The sequence below is a fragment of the Desulfovibrio sp. GTC20076 genome, from assembly GCF_055385905.1.
Genome location: NZ_AP039366.1, coordinates 36,338 through 58,119, shown reverse-complemented (window position 1 = coordinate 58,119; position 21,782 = coordinate 36,338). Strand labels below are relative to the sequence as shown.

The following is a 21,782-nucleotide window of genomic DNA, read 5'->3' as shown; positions in this document are numbered from 1 at the left end:
AATGGCAATCTGCCTGGTGCGGTTTTTTGCAAAAATTCGCACCGTAAAGCGTGTCAGGCCTGCCGGGCATTTCCCTGGCGACAAGCGGTACGGGGAAAAATACCGCAAAGCCATGTCTGCAAGGCAGGCTTCAGCCGTTACGGTGGAAAGGAATCTGCAGGCAAAAGCAGCAGAGAGGCGCCACCTGCGTGCAGGCATTTCAAAGTGCCACGGCGTCAAGAGGGGCTGTGTCGCTAACCTGTGTTTTTGCCCTGTGCGAAAACACAGGTGCGGTCGGCTCCTGCCTGGCAAACCGTGCCGTCCTGGCGGCGGCAGGCTTGCCAAGCAGAGGCGGAACGCATATGCTCTTGCGCGATTTCTCCTGCATGGGACAGTTGCCCACCAAGTTCGCCGCATGCGGTTTTGTTCAAGACCAAAGCCTGGCGGGGTGGTGTATTTTTAGCGACCGAGCTGACCGCGAAGCACGGCACAGGCCATGCCACAGGTACAGTCGTGCGGGCGCCTGCCCACGGGTAGTGCCATGCAGCAAACCGGGAACATGCCCGGTGCGTATATAAAAAAGGGGGCGGGGGCTTTCGTTTCCGTTCTTTTTCCCGTCCAGGCAATGCCCGCTGTGGGTCATGGCCATTCCCCAAAGGGCGGGTTTTGTTTTCCGGCAGCGCGGCCGGACGGCAGTAACGAGGCACGAGGACCGTATGGATAAAGATCGCAAGGAAGCCCTGCAGGTGGCCAAGGAACTGACCGCCAAGTTTATTGAAACACGCACGGTTTCGCCCGGCAATTTTGCAGAGGTCTTTCCCTCTGTCTACCGGGTGGTCTGCACGGCCATCGGTGTTGACGCGGATCAGGACAACAAGGGTAAATAAGTGGACTCTTCTCGGCTTTCCGGGCAGCAGGACAGGGCTTCGTCCCCGTCTCCCGTGCCCTCACATGATGCTGCCGTGGCCGGCATGTTCGGCCGCATTGTACGCTTTTACGACCTGCTCAACCGCGTTCTCAGCCTGGGCCTTGACCAGCACTGGCGCAAGGTGCTGGCGCGCAACGTGCGGATGGGTGAAAGCGGTGTGGTGCTCGATCTGGCTGCGGGAACCCTGGATGTATCCCTGGCCATCCGCCGCCAGTACCCCACGGCTCTCGTGCCTGCGCTGGACTTCTGCCCTCCCATGCTGGTGCAGGGCAGCCGCAAGCTCAAGGGCGACAATGCCCGGCGCATCCTGCCCGTGGCGGCCGATGCCAAACGCCTGCCTCTGCCCGATGCCTCGGTAGACTGCCTGACCATCGCTTTCGGCATACGCAACATCATCCCGCGTGAAACGGCCTTTGCCGAAATGCTGCGTGTGCTGCGCCCAGGCGGGCGGGCCTGTATCCTGGAGTTCGGCTCCGGCCGCGAGCGCATCTGGGGCGGCCTGTACAATGTGTACCTGAACCACCTGCTGCCCCGTGTGGGCCGTATGTTTTCCAAAGATCCCGCAGCCTATGCCTACCTGGCGGACACTATCCGCGCGTTTCCCTCTGCCGTTGAGCTGGAAAAAGAAATGCGCAAAGCCGGATTCAGCAAGGCATGGTATCAGAAGCTCACGTCAGGTATTGTCTGCCTGCATGTGGGCGAAAAGGCCCGCTAGGCGTCCGGCACAGGCGATCCCGGGCTGTACGGTGACCGCCCGAAAACCGGTAAAAAGCATAATGGCTCTATGCGGGCTGATGCGACAGACGCAGCCTTTTGGGCATGAAGCTTGCCCGCAGGAGCAGAAGGGGGCAGAAAATACCCGGGCCTCTTTGCAGTGCCGTATGACAGCACCGGCTTCTCTACGGCACGACAGACAGCAATATTTGCGTGAGGTTGCCCGGCAGGCACAGGAATATCGCAGCTTCGAGAATATACTTCTCAAAGTTTTTACGGCGCTCACTACGGCGCTTGAGCGCACAAGTGCCCTGCCTAGAGGCAATTAACGCTTCAAATGACTGCGGAACGATCGGCAAAGCCGCCCTGCAATTATTTGACGACAAGGATTTGGAGACAAATCCTTGTAGAGCATTTCAACTGTGAAATGCTCTAGCGTGAAGCCAGCCAGACGACCAGCAGCCCCAGGGCCAGGGCCGTCAGCCCGACCACACGCAAACGGCTTTCGGGCAGGGGAAGAATGCTCAGCAAAGCCCGGCGCATGCCACCGGGAAAAAGCGTCCAGCACAGTCCCTCAAGCACGATGGCAAGGCCCAGGGCGCGGAAAAAAAGTTCGATATCAAAGTCCATGCTTTTCTTGGTGACGAAAAAAGCCTGTTTTGTAAAGGAATGAAATTATGGTGACATTCGAGGCCCTGCAACAAGGCAAAGAAACCCTGGCCGTCGTCGGCCTCGGCTATGTGGGTCTGCCCCTGGCCGTTGCCCTCTCGCGCCAGATGAGCGTACTGGGGTTTGATATCAGCGCCCCGCGCATCAAGGAACTGCAAGACGGGCACGACCGCACACGCGAAGTGGACGACCACAGGCTGCAGGCCGCCAATGTGCGTTATTCCTGCGACCCGGCCGACCTCAGGGAGGCCGCCGTCATTATTGTGGCTGTTCCCACCCCCATAGACGATCACCGCTCGCCGGACCTGACTCCCGTGGTGGGAGCCAGCACCACCGTGGGGCGCCACATGGGCAAGGGCTGCGTGGTGGTGTACGAATCCACCGTATATCCGGGTCTTACCGAAGAAATCTGCGTCCCCATCCTTGAGCGCGAGTCCGGCCTCACATTCGGCCGTGACTTCACCGTGGGCTACTCGCCCGAGCGCATCAACCCCGGCGACAAGGTACATACCCTTGAAACCATCACCAAGGTTGTTTCCGGCTCCGACGACGCTACCACGGACCTGCTCGTTCAGGTTTACGGCTCTGTGGTCACGGCGGGCATACACCGCGCTTCCAGCATCAAGGTGGCCGAGGCCGCCAAGGTTATCGAAAACACCCAGCGCGACCTCAATATCGCACTCATGAACGAGCTTGCCATCATCTTCGGCCGCCTCGGCATTGATACCCTTGAAGTGCTGCAGGCCGCGGGCAGCAAGTGGAACTTCCTGCCCTTCCGGCCCGGTCTTGTGGGCGGCCACTGCATTGGCGTGGACCCCTACTATCTCACCTACAAGGCAGAAGAACTGGGTTTTCACCCCGAGGTCATCCTGGCGGGCCGCCGCATCAATGACAACATGGGCAAATACCTGGCCGAATGCACGGTCAAACGCCTGATCAAGAGCGGCCGCGTCATCAGCGGCGCGCGCGTGGGCATTCTCGGCTTTACCTTCAAGGAAAACGTGCCGGACCTGCGCAATACCCGCGTGGTGGACGTCATCCGCGAACTTGAAGACTACGGCGTGCAGGTGCTCGTGAGCGATGCCGAGGCCGATCCCGCCGAAGCCCTGCACGAGTACGGCCAGGCCCTGCTGCCGCAGAGCGACCTGCGCGACCTGGACGCTCTTATCCTGGCAGTGGGACACGATGCGTACAAGGTATTATCCCCCGATGCCATAAAAAGTCTTTTCGCCCAGCCGGACAAGGCCGTGGTGCTGGACGTAAAAAGCTTTCTCGACCCCGCTGCCATGCGCAGCGCGGGCATAGATTACTGGAGGCTGTAAACCGCGTGAGCCTGCTCATCTGCGCTGCCACTGGCCCGGAACTGGGGGGCCTTCTGCCGGATTTTGCCCCGCCTTCCGCGTCTGGGGGGCATGGCGGAGCACACGGGGCCGAGAGGTATACTGCGGATGCCACGGCATGGCCCGAAATGCGGCTCTGGCCTGTACAGCTTAAAAAAAGCGCGGCACTGTGCTGCCTTACAGGTATCGGCCCGGTTAACGCGGCCCTTGCCATGGGGCATGCCCTGAGCCGCGCCGAAGCCGAAGGCTCTCCCATAAGCGCAGTGCTTAATGTGGGCCTTGCCGGAGCTTTTGACCTTGCAAGCCACCCCCTGCTTTCCCATTGCCTGGTGCAGGAGGAAATATGGCCGGAATATGGCCTGCATGACGGCCAGACCGTTATTGCCGGGGCTTTTGGTTTTCCGCAGTGGCAGCCCCCGCAAGGAGAGGCCGTGCGTGACCGCCTGCCGCTTTGCGGCGTTGAGGCCCTGTCGCCGTTCGGGGGCAGATGTGATGACGGCACACTGGCCCCTTGCCGCTCGCTGACCGTGGCGGGCGTCAGTGCAAGCTTTGCGCGCGCGGCGGATCTGCGGAGCCGCTATCAGGCTGATCTGGAAAATATGGAAGGCTTTGCCGTGGCTTATGCCTGCGCACGCCAGGGCATCGCCTGTGTGGAAGTACGCAGCGTGTCCAACAAGGTGGGCCCCCGCGCCAGAGAGGAAAAAGATTTTCCCGGCGCATTGCGAGCCCTTGCCCAGGTGCTACCCGCCCTTAACCTCATCTGAGTAGTGAAATGATTCAACTCAAAGCACGCATTGCCCTGGAACTTCCGGCCATCAACCGCGCCCTTGACCGGGCTGTGGAGGTATTGCCCGAACCGGTGCGTCCGGTAACGCGGCACATTTTTGAAGCCGGGGGCAAACGTCTGCGCCCGCTTCTCACCGTGCTGACCGCCCGCCTGCTCGGGCATGACCGTGAAGACATACACGACCTTGCCGTCACCCTTGAAATGCTGCATGCGGCCACCCTCCTGCACGACGATGTGCTGGACAATGCCATGAGCCGCCGGGGCAAACCCGCCGCCCACACCCTGTACAATGTGTCCAGCGTGATCCTCGCGGGCGATGCCCTGCTGGCCGAGGCCAACGCGCAGGTGGCCCGGCGCGGCGACCCGCGCCTTACGCGCTGCTTTTCCGAGGCCACCAGCCGCACGGCCGCAGGCGAGATACTTGAAATCGCTGCCCAGGGCCGCGTGGATACAAGCGCCGGGCATTACGAAGAAATCGTGCGCGGCAAGACAGCGTGGCTCATCCGCGCCGCCTGTGAAATGGGCGCACTGGCCGCCGAAGCTGATGAGGCGAGCGTGGCTGCGGCTGCGGCCTACGGCGAAAACCTGGGCATGGCCTTTCAGATGGTGGACGATGCGCTGGACTTTGCGCCCGAAAGCGCCACAGGCAAACCCACAGGCGGTGATGTGCGCGAGGGCAAGCTGACGCCGCCCCTGCGTCTTTACCGCGACAGCCTGAACGATGCAGAACGCGAAGCCTTTGACGCGGCGTTTGCCGGCTTTGCCATGAGCGCGGCCGATGCCGAATCCGTTGCCCTGCGCATACGCGAGGCCGGTTTTGACACGGCAGTGCGCCGCCAGGCCGACACTTTTCTTGATGCGGCCAGGCGTGCCCTGCATAGCCTGCCCGACAGACCAGAGCGCAAGGTCATGCTTAAAATGACCGACTATGTGCGCGACAGAAAAAAATAAGCTGTAACCGTACGAGGAAGCACCAATGCTCTACCGGGTGGAAACCGGCCTGCACGCCGGACTGGACGATACACAAGGCCGCAAAACGGCCCAGCACCTGCGCAAGGCCCTTGACCTTTCCACAGGCTCAGTGCGCCAGATCAAGGTATTCACGGCCGAAGGATTCAGTGAATCCCAGGTAAAACGTCTGCTTGACGAAGGCATCTGGCACGATCCCATCCTGCAGGCAGCCTCCCTTGAGCCACTGCCTTCGGGAGATCCCACGCCCGACTGGTATGTGGAAGTGGGCTTTCGCCCCGGCGTGACGGATAACGAAGCCCGCACCGCCCGCGACACGGCCGCCATGGTGCTGGACGTACCGCGCGACTCCCTGCACGTATATACGGCTGTGCAATACCGCATTGTCAACGATCCCGCCGCCCCGCTCAGCCGCGAGCAAGTGGATACGCTGACCCGCGACCTGCTGTGCAACACCCTTATCCAGCGCTATCGCATCAAAAGCCGTGATGAATGGCAGGCCAATCCCGGTTTTGAGGCGCAGGCCGCCCAGGTTACCGGCGAATCCAACGATACGGTGGAAACCATCGGCCTTTCCGACATGGATGATGAAGCCCTCATGCAGGCCAGCCGCTCCAACACCTGGGCGCTGAACCTCAAGGAAATGCACTGCATCCGCGACCAGTTTTCCGCGCCGCAAGAAGCCCGGCGCCGCAAGGCCCTCGACCTGCCCGGCAATCCCACAGACGTGGAAATGGAAGTGCTGGCCCAGACGTGGTCCGAGCACTGCAAACACAAGATATTTGCCTCGCGCATTGAGTATACCGATGAGGATACCGGCCGCCGCGAAGTGGTGGACAACCTCTACAAGACCTGCATCCGCGATGCCACGGCCATCCTGCGCGAGCGCATGGGCGAAAACGATTACTGCAAATCCGTGTTCAAGGACAATGCGGGCGTTATCGCCTTTATCAACGGCTACGATGCCTGCATCAAGGTAGAAACCCACAACAGCCCCTCCGCGCTTGACCCCTACGGTGGTGCGCTGACAGGCATTGTGGGCGTCAACCGTGACCCCATGGGCACGGGCATGGGCGCTGAACTGGTATGCAATACAGACGTGTTCTGCTTTGCTTCGCCTTTTCACGACAAGCCCCTGCCCCCGCGCCTGCTGCATCCCCGCCGCGTGCTTGAAGGCGTACGCGAAGGTGTGGAGCACGGCGGTAACAAGTCCGGCGTGCCCACGGTCAATGGCTCCCTTGTCTTCGACGAGCGCTTCCTGGGCAAGCCGCTGGTCTATTGCGGCACGGTCGGCATTATCCCGGCTGAGCTGCACGGCCGCCCCGGCTGGTACAAAAAAGCCGAAACCGGTGACTTCATCGTCATGACCGGCGGGCGCATCGGCAAGGACGGCATCCACGGAGCCACGTTCTCCTCCGAAGAGCTGCACGAAGGCTCCCCCGCCACCGCCGTACAGATCGGTGACCCCATTACCCAGCGCAAAATGTATGATTTCATCATACGCGCCCGCGACCTCGGCCTGTACAACGCCATTACCGACAACGGCGCCGGGGGCCTGTCCTCATCAGTGGGCGAAATGGCCGAAGATACGGGCGGCTGTGTGCTTGATATCGCCAAAGCTCCCCTTAAATACGATGGCCTGCGCCCGTGGGAAATCCTGCTTTCCGAAGCGCAGGAGCGCATGACCCTGGCCGTGCCGCCCGCCAAGCTGGACGAGTTCATGGCCCTAGCCGCGCGTATGGACGTGGAAGCCACCGCCCTGGGGACCTTCACCGAGTCCGGCTACTTTGAAGTGCGCTACAATGACCGCATTGTGGCCTCCATGCCCATGAGCTTCATGCACGAAGGGGTGCCCCAGCTTGAGCTTGAAGCCGTGTGGAAAACACCGGAAGTTAAAGAAATCACCGTGGATATGGCCGATGCCGATCAGGGTGCGTTTTTGAAGCGCATGCTCAGCCGCCTCAATATCTGCTCCAAGGAATACATCATCCGCCAGTACGACCACGAAGTGCGCGGCGGCAGTGTCATCAAGCCGCTGGTGGGCGTCAAGCGTGACGGCCCGGCCGACGCGGGTGTGCTGCGCCCCCTGCTGGAATCCGATGCCGGCCTTGTCATCTCCCACGGCATCTGCCCCAAATTCAGTGAGTATGATACCTACTGGATGATGGCCAACGCCATGGACGAGGCCATACGCAATGCCGTGGCTGTGGGCGCGGACCCCGACGCCCTGGCCGGGGTGGATAACTTCTGCTGGTGCGACCCGGTGGTCAGCCCCACCAATCCGGACGGCCGCTACAAGCTGGCGCAGCTTGTGCGCGCCTGCCGCGCCCTGCGGCAGTTCAGCCTTGCCTTCGGCGTTCCCTGCATTTCGGGCAAAGACTCGATGAAGAACGACTACACCGGCGGCGGCGAGCGCATCTCCATTCCGCCCACGGTGCTCTTTTCGATACTGGGCGTCATCCGTAACGTTACCGCCACCCAGACCTCGGACTTCAAGAAAGAAGGCGACCATATCTATCTGCTTGGCGGCACATGGCGCGAAATGGCGGGCAGTGAAGCCGCCGATGAGCTGGGCCTCAAGGGCGGCCGTGTGCCGCACGTGGATGCCGGAACAGCCATGGCGCGCTACCGCGCTGTTTCCGCCCTCATGGGGCAGCGCGCCATTTCCGCCTGCCACGACTGCTCGGACGGCGGCCTGGCCGTTGCCCTGGCTGAAATGTGCATCGGCGGCCGTCTGGGCGCGGAACTCAATCTGGACGCCGTGCCTGCCTTCCAGGCCATGAACAAGACGGAACTGCTGTACAGCGAAAGCGCCAGCCGCCTGCTTGTGAGTGTCAAACCGGATCTGGCCATGATCTTTGACGCTCTGGGGCAGTGGCAGATATGCACCCGCATCGGCACGGTGACCGGCGATGGTCATCTGACCATGAAGTCCGGTGACAGCGTCATTGCCCACGAACGTGTGGATGATCTGGCCCGCGCCTTCAAGGTGACTCTGGACTGGTAACCACAGCCGCCGGACAGGGTGTGGATGCAGGCATGCTGCCCCCCTCCTCCCGGATGCGCTGAAAACACCGCCATATACAAGGCCGCCGCAAGAAAAATCTTGCGGCGGCCTTGCATTCATAACGCGCTGCTGCTTTACATCTGCTCTAACTGTCCGCGTCTACCGGGGTTTCTTACAGATTCGTGCAGGTATTCAACCACGGACCAATGCTTTTTCCGGGGAGTCTGTTCAGGCAAGGCTCTGTTCCTTTTTAATGACTGCGGGCCATGCACGGCCCGTGGAAAAGCTTATATGGATTGGCGCACGGGTCAAGGCGGCAACACAGGCCATCCCCAAGGAGCGGGCAGTTGCACCACCGGAAACCTGCCGTAAAAACACCCGCGCCGCAGGCACATGCCGGCCGCCCAACTGCCACTAAACACACAGCCCTCCGCAGGCAGACTGCGGAGGGCTGTTATCATTGACGGCCATGCGTTTCAGAAATCAGGATTCCCGGCAACCGGGGCCATCCGGGGCCTTGCGATACAGCTAACTGGCGGGGTGTCCCTGCTGTTCACAGTCCAAGCCTGCCAGACCAGCTTCGTTAATGCCGCTGCACGGTGCGAAGGGAGGTCGCCGGACAGCACGGGGAAGCCCACGGCAAAAACAGCACAGCCTTCGTGGCTGCAGCATATTCCCTCCCCCGGGAATGCCCCGGGATGAGTGCAGTACGGCCCCCGGGGCACAGCCCCTGACAGCCCAAACGGAGGCCATGAAAGCATGCAAATGCCCGTTGCCCTAGTTGGTCACGTCACCGTCATAGTGTTGCGGGCCGCGACGCTGACCGTCAAGACCATTGTGCGGCCTGTCCTGACGGGGCTCAGGGCGTTCCATACGGGGCTCGGGACGCTTGCCGGGCCGTTCTGCAGAACGGGCTGCCCTGTTGCCGTTGCCGGGCTTGCCGCCGGGATGGACGGCCTTGTCACCACGCTGGCTCTTGCTGCCTGCGGGACGGGCAGCCTGATGTGGTTTGCCGGCTTTTTTAGCGTCATTTTTGGCATAGGTCGCGCCTTTTCCGGCTTTAGACGCACCCTTTACAGCCTTGCCCTTGGCGCTGCCGTTCTTTATGCCGGTCTTGCCGTCATTTTTAACCTTGTTTTTGCCATTGGCTTTCGCGCTGCTTTTGGCAGTGCTTTTAGCCGCCTTGGCATCTTTTTTGTAGCTGCCCCGTGCGTCAGCGCTCCTGCCCCTGTCCGTCTGCTGGTCATTACGGGCCACAAGCTGTGTACCCGGTTGCATACGGAAACTGTCCGCATGGGCCTGCATCGGAACTCCGATGTACAGGGCCGCGGCCAGGGCGCACAACCCCAAAGGCCGCCAGAGATTTTGCATGGTCATGATGGTAATCCTCCTTGAAGGGCGCAATGCCCTGAGCTTCCATATGCCTATGCAGTTCCGGACGCAAGAGCTCTTTGCGTATTGCGGGGTTTCTTATTGTAACTATTGCTCTTTTTTTTGAATTTTCTATTCAACAGGGCCGCCTTCTCCGGCTTCGGGCTTCAGGCGCAGGGCGGGTGCTCCCAGGCCTTCTGCACGCGCGGCCCGCGCCACGGCCCCGGCCTCGGGGCGCACATAGCTGCGCCCCTCGATCTCGTAGAGCTTGGCGGGCATATCCTGTCCGGCAAGGCGCGTGCTTACGCCCCGCCGGGGCAAAACAAGGCGCTCCACACGCTGGCGGCGCAGACCAAGGGTATGGGTGTGGCGCAAAACAGCACGGCTCGCCATATCCTCATGCACGGGCAGGCAGAGCACGCGCAGCAGTCCGGAGGGCCGGTTTTTCTTGCCCACGCCCGGCAGCCACAGCACATCAAGCACTTCAGGCATTTCGGCCAGCGCACTGAGGGCCAGCCCCAGTTCCTCACCGGTCAGATGGTCCAGGTGAGTTTCAAGCTGGCTGACCACCTCCTGCCCGCCCATACTGTGGTCTGCCCCGGTCAAGTCCGCTTCCGGGCGCACAAGCCATGCGCGCAGGCCGCACGCCGCCGGTCGTGAGCCATAGCCCGTACCCAGGGCCGATGGCACGCCACGGGGACCATTGGCAAACTCGTCTGCCAGTGCATGCAGCAAGGCCGCGCCTGTCGGCGTGACAAGCTCCTGACGGGAGGGTTCTTCCCCTTCGGATGAAAAAACAGGCTTGCCGCGCAAAAGCCAGGCCGTGGCCGGAGCAGGCAGGGGGATGCGCCCGTGCTCGCAAACCGTGGTGCCGGAAAACCAGGGCAGGGGCGAAGCGATAACCCGGCGCGCGCCCAGACACTCAAGGCCGTAGCATACGCCCAGAATATCAACCAGAGTATCCACGGCTCCTACTTCATGAAAATGCACATCTTCCGGCCGGATCTGATGGGCATGGGCCTCTGCCTCAGTCAGGGCATCAAGTACGGCCAGTGCGCGGGCGCGCACTCCGACGGAAACCTCCACAACATTAAAGATGGCTGCAATATCCGCAGGATGACGCAAAGGCTGTTCTTCCTGCCGCCAGCGCACATCAGCGCACCTGCCCGGCCCCCCGGCCCTCAGCTCTTCACGGATATCCAGCTCACAGGCTATGCCCGCCTTTTCCAGCGCTGCCGTCAGCGGCGCAAAATCCACACCCAGGTGAGCCAGAGCGGCCAGGGTCATGTCGCCACTGATGCCGCCGCTACAATCCAGATACACTTCCATCACGCCTCCATCTCCATCGCGCCCCGCGCCGGACGCCCTGCCGGCCGCACTTGTGCAGCATCCGCCTGTTGTTGTATAAAGAGAAAAAGGCCGCTGCCTTCCGCAGCCGCCCAACTCTGAAACGTATCGAAAAACCGGAGGGAAGCATGCCCGTACAAAACTGGATGACCACCGATGTTGTGAGCGTCACCCCGGAGACGTCTCTGCTAAAGGTGGGCAAGCTCATGAAGGACCACCATGTCCGCCGCCTGCCCGTGCTTGATGACAAGGGCCGTGTGGTCGGCATCATTTCTGACCGTGACGTGCGTGACGCCTCCCCCTCCAAGGCCACCACGCTCGACATGTACGAAATGCACTACCTGCTCGCCGAGCTCAAGGCCAAAAACATTATGACGGCCAACCCCATGACCGTCAAACCTTCCGACACGGTAGAGCAGGCGGCCCTGATCATGCTCGACAACAAGATCGGCGGGTTGCCCGTGGTGGAAGACAGCGGCAAGCTGGTGGGCATTATTTCAGACCACGATGTTTTCAAGGCCCTGGTCGACATCACCGGCGCGCGCCTTGGCGGCCTCCAGTTCGCCATAGAGCTGCCCGACCTGCCCGGCACGGCCCGCCCCCTCTTTGACCTGCTGCGCGCCCACAACGCGCGCCTGCTGTCTGTTTTGACCGTAAGTAACGAAGATGGCAATCGTCACATATTTATCCGGGTGCGTGATCTTAAAAACGCCGCGGCCGAAAATACCCTGATGGAAGAGGTTGCAAAGCTCGGCCGGGTGCTGTATTGCATTCGGCAAAATGCCTGATCAACTCAATCAAGATTGGCTCATCCTTTCAGGATCGCTGAAAAAAAATCTTGACTGAATCAGTGGGGCAGACCAAAAAAAGCTGCCGGGGCTTGCCATCAAAATTTTTTTATGGCATAAAGGCATTCGTTGTGATTGCATTATGCTTTCGCGCCCATTGGAGGAATTCGGCCGGGTAACCCCGGTTGGCTGCGCCAGGAGCATATCGTTCCGGCGAGGTTGAGTACTATCTGTCCAAGGAGGACACACGCATGGCTGAGATCACCTATAAAGGCAAAAGCTTTGAAGTTGACGAAGACGGTTTCCTTCTGCGTTTTGACGACTGGTGCCCCGAATGGATGGATTATGTGAAGGAATCCGAAGGCATCTCCGAAATCACCGCTGACCACCAGAAGATCCTTGACTTCCTGCAGGACTACTACAAGAAGAACGGTATCGCTCCCATGGTCCGTATTCTGTCCAAAAACACCGGGTACAAGCTGAAGGAAGTGTACGAACTCTTCCCCTCCGGCCCCGGCAAGGGCGCCTGCAAAATGGCCGGCCTGCCCAAGCCCACCGGCTGCGTGTAGTCCGACCACTACATTCGGAAAAAAAGCGGAAGGGAAACCTTCCGCTTTTTATTTTTACAAAAAATTGGGTAAATTGTAATTTACATTTTTTTGTAAACGTCCGGCCAGGGCTTGCAAACGCCAGCAACTGAACTATCCTCAGATGCAGAGCATAACGCTCCGCCGCGCAGGTACTTTCTGCATCCGGCTCTGCTTCATCTCTTCACCATGCTTTTTCGCCCCTGCCGTGCAGGCCCCGGCAAAAAGCTTTTCTGGCGCGCCATCCGCAACAACCTGCCCGGCGCGGGATCGCGCGCATACTTTACGCCGGGGCAAAAAAACGGTATCGCCCTGCCATGAAAATTCGTCTGTCATGGAAAAAACTCACCCTTTGGCTGGTGAGTATACTGCTGGTCTGCGGCCTTCTTGGCGGCGGCGCTGTGGTCATGCTGTTTTACTGGGCCTCACGCGACCTGCCCGACATCAACCGCATTGCAGAATACAAGCAGCCTCAGGCTACTGTCATTCTGGCACGGGACGGCTCCACACTGGGTACGCTGTACCATGAAAAACGCTTTGTTATCGGTCTCAAGGAAATGTCGCGCTTTCTGCCCATGGCCTTTCTGGCTGCAGAAGACGATGCTTTCTACCGGCACATGGGCGTAGACCCTACAGCCATTCTGCGCGCGGCCATCAACAACTTTCGCAAGGGGCGGCAGGGCGAGGGCGGCAGCACCATCACCCAGCAGCTTATCAAGCAGCTTTTGCTGACCTCCGAGCGCAGCTATACCCGCAAGATGAAAGAGGCCATTCTGGCCTATGATCTGGAAAAAACCTACACCAAGGACCAGATACTCACCATCTATCTGAACCAGATATATCTGGGCGAGCACGCCTATGGCGTGGAGGCGGCCGCGCGCACCTATTTCGGCAAGCACGCCTCGGACATCACCCTGGCTGAAAGCGCCGTTATTGCCGGCCTGCCCAAGGCCCCCAGCACTTACAATCCCTTCCGCCGCCCGGAAGAGGCCAAAAATCGCCAGATGTACGTTCTTGGCCGCCTGCGCGACCTCAAATGGATCAGCCCCGAAGAATACGAAAAAGCCGCCGCCGAACCTCTGGTATACTGGAGCATGCCCGAAGGCATGGGGGGCGCGGCCCTGTGGTATCTTGAAGAAACCCGCCGCCTGCTCATAGAATTTTTTACGGAACAGAACCTTAAGGCGCTGGGGGTTGAAACGGACAAGTTCGGCGTGGACTATGTGTATGAAGCGGGCCTTACCGTGCGTACCGCCATGGACCCACCCCATCAGTACGCCGCCGGGGCAGCCCTGCGGCAGGGCCTGGAAGAGCTGGACAAGCGCCAGGGCTGGCGCGGCCCGCTGGAAAAACTGGATGCTGAACAGCAAAAAGCCTTTCCGGCACAAAAAGCCTTCAGTCCCCTGGACCTTGCAGGCAACAACTGGGTCAAGGCCCTTGTTGTTGCAGCAGACGCCAAAGAAGCCCGCGTAAACCTGGGGCAGGGCTATACCGGCCTTATCCCTGTGGGCAACATGTCGTGGGCGCGCAAGCCCAACCCCAGGGTGGCGGGCATCTACGCTCCGGCTGTCAAGGACGCCCGGCTTGTGGTCAGCCCCGGCGACCTGATCTGGGTTTCCGCTACGGAAACCACGGTTACCGAAACCAATGCCAAGGGCCGTAAGGAAAAGAAAACTATCCCCTTCGACCCGTCGACTGCCAAAAAAGGCACTCCCATCGCCTTGCTGCTGCAACAGGAACCGGCTGTGCAGGGGGCCATTGCCTCGGTAGAGGCCGAAAATGGCGATGTGGTGGCCCTTATTGGCGGCTACCAGTTTGGCGACAGCCATTTCAACCGTGCCACCCAGGCCCGCCGCCAGCCCGGCTCCAGCTTCAAACCTGTGGTCTACTCCACGGCCCTGGATATGGGCTTTACCGCCGCCTCCACCGTGCTTGATGCACCCTTCGTCTATGTGAACCCCTATACCAACGAGGTATGGCGGCCCTCAAACTATGAAAAGAACTACAAGGGCGAACTGCCCCTGCACCAGGCCCTGACGCTCTCGCGCAATACCTGCACTGTGCGCATCGCCCAGCAGGTAGGCATTGCCAATGTCATCCAGCGGGCCAAGGCGCTGGGGCTTGAACCCCACTTTCCGCAGGAACTTTCAGTCAGCCTCGGCGCTGTGGCCGTTTCCCCCCTCAACCTGACCCAGGCTTACGCCGCCTTTGCCAACAAGGGGCTTGGCGTGCGCCCGCGCATCATCACCTCCATAAGTGATCCGCAGGGCCGTGAGCTTTATCGCCAGAACGTGGAACAATGGCAGGCCGTCACCCCGCAGAACGCCTATATCATGGCAACCCTGCTCAAGCAGGTGGTCAATGCGGGTACGGGCAGTCGCGCCAGGGTGCAGGGATTCAACATCGGCGGCAAAACCGGCACCACTAACGAAGAACACGATGCCTGGTTTGTGGGCTTTTCGCCCCACCTTGTCACGGGCGTCTATGTGGGCTACGACCAGTTGCAGTCTCTGGGCCGTCTGGAACAGGGCGGGCGCACCGCCGCTCCCATCTTCCGCTATTACCGTGTGGAGGTGGAAGACCGCTACCCCGCAGACGATTTTGCCATGCCCGAGGGCATCACCATGATGGACGGGCTTGCTTTCCGCACCGACATGCCCATACAGGGCGTTTCGGCCACAGCTGCCACCACCGAGGATGACAGCGTGGTGGACACCTCGCAGGGCGGCGAAGACCTCATGCGCCAGATGTTTTAAAGCATTTTCAAAGTGAAAATGCCTGGCGGCTGCACGGGCAGACGCCCGCCGTGGAGGCGCAAGTGCAATGTATTTACGCTGTTAAACGTCGGCGGGCGCGCCTTTGCTTTGAGAGTGCACATTCTCAAAGGTAAATGCTATAGGACAGTTTTGCTTTCAGGGCAGGCTGCTGAAATATCAGCATGCCAGAAATAACCTGACCCCGGCGCAGACCGGAGCCGTGTTTTTACAGAGGGGGGCCGCACGGCCCCCTCATGATGCCCGATACCGCGCGTCAGCGCCGCAACACAAAGGAAATTCATGATTCCCTACGGTTCTCTTGTTGTCTATGTGACCCCCAAGGGCCGCCGCTATACCAAAAAACTGACCGAAGGTCAGGACTGGCACAGCAATGACGGCGCTTTGTCGGCCGCTGATGTGGCCCGCTGCGACTTTGGCAGCGTGATCTACACCAACCAGCAAGTGCCCATACAGGTCATGGAAGCTGCCCTTTATGACCGCCTCAAGACGCTCAAACGCCAGACACAGATCATCTACCCCAAAGACATCGCCTATATCTGCCTGCGCCTAGGGGCCGGACCGGGCCGCACCATCATTGAAGCGGGCTGCGGCTCCGGGGGCCTGACAACAGGCCTTTCATGGTTCTGCGGTCCCACGGGGCGCGTGGTCAGCCACGAGGCCCGCGAAGAATTTATGGCGTTGGCCCGCCGCAATCTTGAGTGGGCAGGCGTGGGCCAGAACGTGGAGCTGCACCACCGCGATGTGGCCGAAGGCTTTGCCGTTACCGGCGCGGACGCGCTCTTTCTGGACGTGCGCACACCCTGGGAATATCTGGACCATGCACTTGCGGCCGTGCGCCCCGGCGCAAGTTTCGGCTTTTTACTGCCCACAGTGGATCAGGTGAGCAAGCTTTTGCTGGGCCTTGAGCGCGGCCCCTTTGCGGATGTGGAAGTCTGCGAGATTCTCATTCGCCGCTGGAAGCCGGTGGCCGACCGCCTGCGCCCCGAAGACCGCATGAACGCCCACACGGGCTTTCTGGTCTTTGCCCGCCAGCAGGAGCGCAATCAGGACTTTGAATCGCGCAAGCCCCTCGGCACACGTGAACGCAAACAGGAAGCCGCACGTCTGGCCCGGCTGGGGCTGGATAACGCCGCCCCGCAGGACGGCGCAGCCGCACGGGATATGACAGAAGACCAGAATCTGGCATAGCGCCCGCCCCTGTTGCGGGCAAACCCGGCACGATGATGTTTTTCACGCAACAAATGGATATTATGTAATAAAAACCCCGCTCCGGCAGGACTGTGCACAACGCGCAGAGCCTGCCCGGGAGCGGGGTTTTTATGTTGTGGAAAACCATGTTCGGCCCTTCCTGTATAATACACCGGAATACCTCAACGGGTGCAGTGCGCGCTCTTTGGCAGAAAGGCACGGCCCGGAAAGGGGGAGGCTTTGCCAGTTGCCCCGGCGGCGCAGTCCCGGTCGTAAATACAGGTACGGCACAACCCGCAGCCGGAGAAAATCCGCGCCTGCAAACCCGGTCCCTACAGATAGGGGTCTTCTTTTTCCAGATAGCCCTTCACATAGTCTGCCACGCCTTCTTCAAGCGGTGTAAATGCAAGCGGGCAATCTACCTGCCCGAGCCAGGCCATGTCTGCCTGTGTGTAGTGCTGGTAGCGCCCCCGCAGGCTGTCGGGCATATCCACATACTCTATATGGCAGGGCCGGTTCAGGGCCGCAAACACGGCCTGCGCCAGATCGTTAAAGCTGCGCGCGGTTCCTGTACCCACGTTGTGGATGCCGCAAACATCGTTGCGTTCCAGCAGCCAGGCCATCAGGGCAGTGCAGTCCTTGACGTAAACAAAATCGCGCTTCTGTTCCCCGTCCGCCACATCCGGGCGGTCGGACCTGAAGAGCCGCAGCAAACCTTCCTGGCCTATCTGCCGGTGGGCCTTGGCAGCCACACTCTGCATATCGCCCTTGTGATATTCGTTGGGACCGTAAACATTGAAAAATTTCAGGCTGGCCGTTTCGGCCTGCAAGCCCTCGCGTAGCAGCCATAGGTCAAAAAGCTGTTTGGAGTAGCCGTACATGTTCAAAGGCCGCAGGCGCGGCACAAGCTGCTCGTCATCGCTGAATCCCAGCGAACCGTCGCCATAGGTCGCGGCGGAGCTGGCATTGATGAAGCGGCCCCCCTTGTCCAGCGTGTAACGGCACAGGTCGCGACTGTAATGGAAATTGTTTTCCATCAGAAAATCCGCGTCCTTTTCCGTGGTGGACGAACAGGCTCCGAGATGCACCACGCCGCTGACCTTCCAGGGCAGGGCATCGCGCTGCATGAGATCGTAAAACTGGTCCCTGTGCAGATAGTCCACGTAGCGGCGCTTGACGAGATTACGCCATTTATCGCTCCGTGCCAGGTTGTCCACAATCACGATATCGTCAATGTTCATGCAGTTAAGCTGCCATAAAAGAGCGCTGCCCAAAAAACCCGCTCCACCGGTAATCACGTACAATGGACACCTCCATTACATCTTTGCGCATGGTAGCCAGTGCGGGCCGCAACCGCAAGGCCCGCCACGTGTTTATCCTGTTCGCGCGCCTTCCTCTGGACACGGACAGCCAAGTTTGCCACTATGCGGCATCTGTAAAACCAAGGGGACTACCATGAAAGTGTGCATCGCCTACATGCACGGCAAACCGGTCATGCTTGAACTGCGCGATGGCGTCGCCTATATCGATGACGAAGCCCAGCCCATCAAGAACCTTGCCCCGGAAATGCTGCAAAACTTCAGCGAAAGCATCAACGCCATACCCTACAGCGCGGACCAGGGATATGACGCCCTGGTCAATGCCAAAAGAGCGGCCTTTATCGTTGACCTTCTGGGCAGGGCCGTGGGGGACGAGTGCGTCTCCAGGCTGACCCATATTCTGGACCATGTACATTACGATGTGATGGAATATCTTGGTGAAACCGGAGACAATAATGCTTGAAATCCGTAACCTGCATGTGGAGGTCAAGGGTACTCCCGTACTTAAAGGTATTGACCTGCACGTCAAGCCCGGCGAAACATTCATACTCTTCGGCCCCAACGGTTCCGGCAAAACAACCCTGCTCATGACCCTCATGGGCGTTTCGGGATATACCGTCACCCAGGGGCAGATCATCTTCAAAGGCAACGATATCACCCATGCGCCCATGTATGAGCGGGCGCGCCTTGGCATAGGCATGTCTTTTCAGCGGCCGCCCACCATTCACGGCCTACCCACGGGCAAGCTGGTGGAACTGTGCGGGCGCGGGCGACCGATGGACGTGGAAGACATGGCCCGCAAGGTACACTTTGACCAGTTTTTGAACCGCGACGTCAACGCAGGCTTTTCCGGCGGCGAGATAAAGCGCTCAGAACTGCTGCAGCTCATGGCCCAGCAGCCCGACCTTCTGCTTTTTGACGAACCGGAATCCGGCGTGGACCTCGAAAATATGGCGCTTGTGGGAAAAACCGTGCGCAGCCTGCTGGACGGCCTGCCCGACCGATGTTGCGCCACCCTGCGGCAACGCGAAAAAGCGCGCTCCACCAGCGGCCTGATCATCACCCATACGGGGCATATTCTTGAATATGTCAATGCCCACCGGGGGCAGGTCATGTATAACGGCAAACTCTGCTGCGAGGCCGGGCCGCGCGAAATTCTCGACCATATCGCCAATCACGGCTATCAGGAATGCCTGCGCTGCCTGGCCGGCGACATGTTTGGCAAAATTGCGGAGGCCCCCCTCAAATGAGCACAGTCAATCTCTCCCGGTACAGCTTCAACGGCAACGAAGGTGCCGCCCCCATAGAAAACCTCGCCAGCCTGCCCGCCGCGGACAAGGAACGCCTTGTACACGCGGGCATTGACGTGAACGATCACGCGGTGAGCGGCGCATTCATGCAGCTCAACCATGCGGGGGTTCACTGCCATGCAAGCCATGAAGGCCTTGACCTTATGGACATCCGCGAGGCCCTGAAAAAATTTGACGGCCTGCCCCAGTATTACTGGAAGCTGCTTGATCCGGAAAAAGACGAGTTTACCCGCCTCACGCGCGAGCATTGCAACGGCGGCTACTTTGTGCGCGCCCGCAAGGGAGCCAAAATCACCCAGCCTGTGCAGTCATGCATGTTCATCAAAGGACACGGTGCGGGACAGAGCATCCACAACATCGTGGTGGTGGAAGAAGGAGCCGAGCTGCATATTCTGGGCGGCTGCGCCACGGCCCACGATGCCAACGATACGGCCCACCTGGGCATCACCGAATATTATGTGGAAAAAGGCGGCAAGCTCACCTTCACAATGATCCATAACTGGGGAACGAGCACCACGGTCCGCCCCCGCTCCGCAGGCATTGTGGAAGCCGGAGGAGAGTTTCAGAACAACTACATCCTGCTCAAGCCCGTGGCCGACCTGCAGATGTATCCGACCATGAAGCTTCAGGGCAGTGGTGCTGTTGCGCGCTTCAATTCCGTTATTGTCACGCCCGAAGGCTCCCATGTGGACTGCGGCAACCGCATTGAACTCAATGCGCCCGACACACGCGGCGAAATAGTTTCGCGTACCCTCACCACAGGTGGAACCATAATCAACCGTGGTTTCATAGGCGCATCCGCCGCCCCCGCCAGGGGACATCTGGAATGCAAGGGCCTTATCCTTGGCGGCGGGCGCATACACGCCATCCCCGAGCTGGACAGCAACCAGGACGGTGTGGAACTGTCGCACGAGGCCGCCGTGGGCAAAATAGCCCAGGAAGAAATAGAGTACCTCATGGCGCGCGGTCTTGATGAAGATGAAGCCGCATCCACCATTGTGCGCGGCTTTCTCAATGTGGACATTATGGGCCTGCCCGACCAGTTGCAAAAGGCCATGGATGAACAGATCGCGCTGCTGGAAACCGGCAACGCCATGTAAGACCACTGCGGCGCAAACAGATTGCCTGCCCGCATGTGCCGTCACGCAAAAACAGCGGCCGAAAATGCCTGTACGGGCATCTCCGGCTTGACCGCCAAACAACTTGCGGCTATAGTCCTCCTCCTTGGGGCCTATAGCTCAGTTGGTAGAGCCTCCGGCTCATAACCGGCCTGTCCCAGGTTCGAATCCTGGTGGGCCCACCAAGAAGATCAGTAAAGCCCGTCAAGCTAATCCCTTGACGGGCTTTGCCTTTCAAGAATCCCCGCGGTATTGCAGCACGTGCACAGTGCCTGCCGCCAAGAACCGGATGCGCTTTCCGCCGGAAATACCGCCAACGCCCCTCGCCTTTTCGCGCAGCCACGAGGCCGCCCCACAGGTCAGGCGCTCCAGCCCCGGCAAATGGCCTGCTCCGTGGGGGCATCCATATCCCCCTGTCGGGCCGGGCGGCATTGTTCAGGGCGCCCGCTCTCCGGCTCCAACCCGCAACAAGCATACACAACACCTATGGAATCGTTAAATCATCAGCTTTTTCTGGCCCTCAATGCCGGTGACGCGGCATCGCCTTTCGGCATATGGGCCGCGCGCATCCTGGCGGAATGGCCCATAGGCATTGCCGTTGCTCTCGCGCTCATAGCCCTGCTCACGCAAAAACCGCGCGGCGTGCTTGCAGGCCGCCTGATACTGACAATGGCGCTGGCTATGGGCACGGCGTACTGCATCCGCAAGTTTCATTACAATCCCCGGCCCTTTGTTATGGGCCTTGGACGCATGCTTATTGACCACGCGCCCACATCTTCTTTTCCCAGTTTTCATGCCACCTTTGTGTTCTCTCTGGCCCTGCCGCTGCTCTTTCTGCAGGGTACACGCCTTTTTTCTCTGGCAATCATCCTGCTGGGCCTCATGACCGCCTGGGCAAGAATTTTTGCAGGCGTACACTACCCCCTGGATATGGCAGGCGCGTTTGTAACGGCGTTCGTGGCTGCCGTCGTGGCGGGCATGATTGTGCGGCCCCGGCGATCATACCGGTCAGAGAAACGGTTTCGCTGAAATGTCCGTCGGAAAAGCAGTCTCACAACATGTACTAATGGCTAAAAAAAGCAGCGCATATAGAAAACTGTTGACACAATTCAATATAAGTTGAAATATCAATTCATGGAAACAGTACAAGCCAGCAGCATTTTTGAAGCCCTGTCGTCAGAAGTTCGTCTGGACCTGTTCAGACTTCTCGTAAAGTCAGCACCCGACGGGCTTGTGGCCGGAGAAATTGCAAAAACACTGCAAGTGCCGGGAACCAATCTTTCCTTTCACCTCAAAGGTCTGCTGCACTCCGGCCTGATCAGCGTGGAAAAAGAGGGACGCTTTCTGCGGTACCGGGCCAATATTCCCCTAATGCTCGATACGATCGCCTACCTGACTTCAGAGTGCTGCGCGAACCAGCCGGAACAATGCCGCCGCTACCGGGCGCAAAGCGCTGTTTCGCCTGCTGTTCTTCCAGGCTGGAACGACTAGAATATTCACAACAGATGTGTGATGACAACATTGCCCGTTTATGGGTATACCTTACACCAACAAGGCAACATTAGTTGAATAGTCAAAACATTA

19 protein-coding genes and 1 tRNA gene are annotated in these 21,782 nt (G+C 59.7%); 16 read left to right on the top strand and 4 right to left on the bottom strand.

The window, feature by feature from the left end:
* Nucleotides 1–695 precede the first annotated feature (695 nt).
* Complete coding sequence (locus ACZ495_RS00240) at nucleotides 696–866, top strand: hypothetical protein (protein WP_012625527.1); 171 nt, start codon at nucleotides 696–698, stop codon at nucleotides 864–866.
* An 84-nt stretch (nucleotides 867–950) separates the two neighbouring features.
* Entirely contained in the window at nucleotides 951–1,622 is a 672-nt protein-coding gene (locus ACZ495_RS00235) for a ubiquinone/menaquinone biosynthesis methyltransferase (RefSeq protein WP_394027823.1), read from the top strand.
* A 431-nt stretch (nucleotides 1,623–2,053) separates the two neighbouring features.
* Here ACZ495_RS00235 and ACZ495_RS00230 read toward each other — a convergent pair whose 3' ends face one another.
* On the bottom strand, nucleotides 2,054–2,251 hold the full coding sequence (locus tag ACZ495_RS00230; protein ID WP_012625529.1) for a DUF2065 family protein: 198 nt from the start codon (nucleotides 2,249–2,251) through the stop codon (nucleotides 2,054–2,056).
* 47 nt (nucleotides 2,252–2,298) lie between these two features.
* Here ACZ495_RS00230 and ACZ495_RS00225 point away from each other — a divergent pair, with 47 nt between their 5' ends.
* The 4 genes from ACZ495_RS00225 to ACZ495_RS00210 are packed head-to-tail and all read left to right on the top strand — an operon-like array spanning nucleotide 2,299 to nucleotide 8,393.
* The gene (locus tag ACZ495_RS00225) at nucleotides 2,299–3,612 is read left to right on the top strand and encodes a nucleotide sugar dehydrogenase (RefSeq protein WP_012625530.1); all 1,314 of its coding nucleotides are present in this window, start codon (nucleotides 2,299–2,301) and stop codon (nucleotides 3,610–3,612) included.
* Between the two features lie 5 nt (nucleotides 3,613–3,617).
* On the top strand, nucleotides 3,618–4,394 hold the full coding sequence (mqnB, locus tag ACZ495_RS00220) for a futalosine hydrolase (RefSeq protein WP_464262445.1): 777 nt from the start codon (nucleotides 3,618–3,620) through the stop codon (nucleotides 4,392–4,394).
* Between the two features lie 8 nt (nucleotides 4,395–4,402).
* Nucleotides 4,403–5,368: a polyprenyl synthetase family protein gene (locus ACZ495_RS00215; RefSeq protein WP_012625532.1), complete on the top strand. Its 966-nt coding sequence runs from the start codon at nucleotides 4,403–4,405 to the stop codon at nucleotides 5,366–5,368.
* 25 nt (nucleotides 5,369–5,393) lie between these two features.
* Nucleotides 5,394–8,393: an AIR synthase-related protein gene (locus ACZ495_RS00210; RefSeq protein ID WP_464262444.1), complete on the top strand. Its 3,000-nt coding sequence runs from the start codon at nucleotides 5,394–5,396 to the stop codon at nucleotides 8,391–8,393.
* Between the two features lie 777 nt (nucleotides 8,394–9,170).
* Here the strand turns inward: ACZ495_RS00210 and ACZ495_RS00205 are convergent.
* Entirely contained in the window at nucleotides 9,171–9,770 is a 600-nt protein-coding gene (locus ACZ495_RS00205; protein WP_407844014.1) for a hypothetical protein, read from the bottom strand.
* Nucleotides 9,771–9,896: 126 nt separating this feature from the next.
* Nucleotides 9,897–11,093, bottom strand: a complete 1,197-nt coding sequence (gene larC, locus ACZ495_RS00200) for a nickel pincer cofactor biosynthesis protein LarC (protein ID WP_072311473.1) — start codon at nucleotides 11,091–11,093, stop codon at nucleotides 9,897–9,899.
* Between the two features lie 146 nt (nucleotides 11,094–11,239).
* Between larC and ACZ495_RS00195 the strand changes: the two genes are divergently transcribed.
* The 4 genes from ACZ495_RS00195 to ACZ495_RS00180 all read left to right on the top strand — a co-directional run bounded on the left by ACZ495_RS00195 (nucleotide 11,240) and on the right by ACZ495_RS00180 (nucleotide 16,451).
* Nucleotides 11,240–11,899 (top strand): CBS and ACT domain-containing protein, encoded by a 660-nt coding sequence (locus tag ACZ495_RS00195; RefSeq protein ID WP_012625536.1) that lies wholly within the window; start codon nucleotides 11,240–11,242, stop codon nucleotides 11,897–11,899.
* A 251-nt stretch (nucleotides 11,900–12,150) separates the two neighbouring features.
* A complete protein-coding gene (locus ACZ495_RS00190; protein WP_012625537.1) occupies nucleotides 12,151–12,468 on the top strand; it encodes a TusE/DsrC/DsvC family sulfur relay protein in 318 nt (105 codons plus the stop codon).
* Nucleotides 12,469–12,803: 335 nt separating this feature from the next.
* Complete coding sequence (locus ACZ495_RS00185) at nucleotides 12,804–15,242, top strand: penicillin-binding protein 1A (RefSeq protein ID WP_012625538.1); 2,439 nt, start codon at nucleotides 12,804–12,806, stop codon at nucleotides 15,240–15,242.
* Nucleotides 15,243–15,542: 300 nt separating this feature from the next.
* A complete protein-coding gene (locus tag ACZ495_RS00180; RefSeq protein ID WP_464262443.1) occupies nucleotides 15,543–16,451 on the top strand; it encodes a tRNA (adenine-N1)-methyltransferase in 909 nt (302 codons plus the stop codon).
* A gap of 332 nt (nucleotides 16,452–16,783) precedes the next feature.
* Here the strand turns inward: ACZ495_RS00180 and rfaD are convergent, their stop codons facing one another.
* On the bottom strand, nucleotides 16,784–17,755 hold the full coding sequence (gene rfaD, locus ACZ495_RS00175) for an ADP-glyceromanno-heptose 6-epimerase (RefSeq protein WP_012625540.1): 972 nt from the start codon (nucleotides 17,753–17,755) through the stop codon (nucleotides 16,784–16,786).
* A gap of 151 nt (nucleotides 17,756–17,906) precedes the next feature.
* Here rfaD and ACZ495_RS00170 point away from each other — a divergent pair, with 151 nt between their 5' ends.
* From ACZ495_RS00170 to ACZ495_RS00145, 6 genes are all read left to right on the top strand, one after another.
* The gene (locus tag ACZ495_RS00170; protein WP_394027150.1) at nucleotides 17,907–18,233 is read left to right on the top strand and encodes a hypothetical protein; all 327 of its coding nucleotides are present in this window, start codon (nucleotides 17,907–17,909) and stop codon (nucleotides 18,231–18,233) included.
* Nucleotides 18,226–19,020 (top strand): ABC transporter ATP-binding protein, encoded by a 795-nt coding sequence (locus tag ACZ495_RS00165; RefSeq protein WP_012625542.1) that lies wholly within the window; start codon nucleotides 18,226–18,228, stop codon nucleotides 19,018–19,020. The genes ACZ495_RS00170 and ACZ495_RS00165 overlap by 8 nt, the downstream gene beginning before the upstream one ends.
* On the top strand, nucleotides 19,017–20,180 hold the full coding sequence (locus ACZ495_RS00160; protein WP_012625543.1) for a SufB/SufD family protein: 1,164 nt from the start codon (nucleotides 19,017–19,019) through the stop codon (nucleotides 20,178–20,180). The genes ACZ495_RS00165 and ACZ495_RS00160 overlap by 4 nt, the downstream gene beginning before the upstream one ends.
* Nucleotides 20,181–20,307: 127 nt before the next feature.
* A tRNA-Ile gene (locus tag ACZ495_RS00155) sits at nucleotides 20,308–20,383 on the top strand.
* 301 nt (nucleotides 20,384–20,684) lie between these two features.
* Nucleotides 20,685–21,227 carry a phosphatase PAP2 family protein gene (locus ACZ495_RS00150; protein WP_072311477.1) on the top strand — a complete coding sequence of 181 codons (543 nt, stop codon included), beginning with the start codon at nucleotides 20,685–20,687 and terminating at the stop codon, nucleotides 21,225–21,227.
* Between the two features lie 105 nt (nucleotides 21,228–21,332).
* Nucleotides 21,333–21,689, top strand: a complete 357-nt coding sequence (locus tag ACZ495_RS00145; RefSeq protein ID WP_012625545.1) for an ArsR/SmtB family transcription factor — start codon at nucleotides 21,333–21,335, stop codon at nucleotides 21,687–21,689.
* The last annotated feature ends 93 nt before the right edge of the window (nucleotides 21,690–21,782 follow it).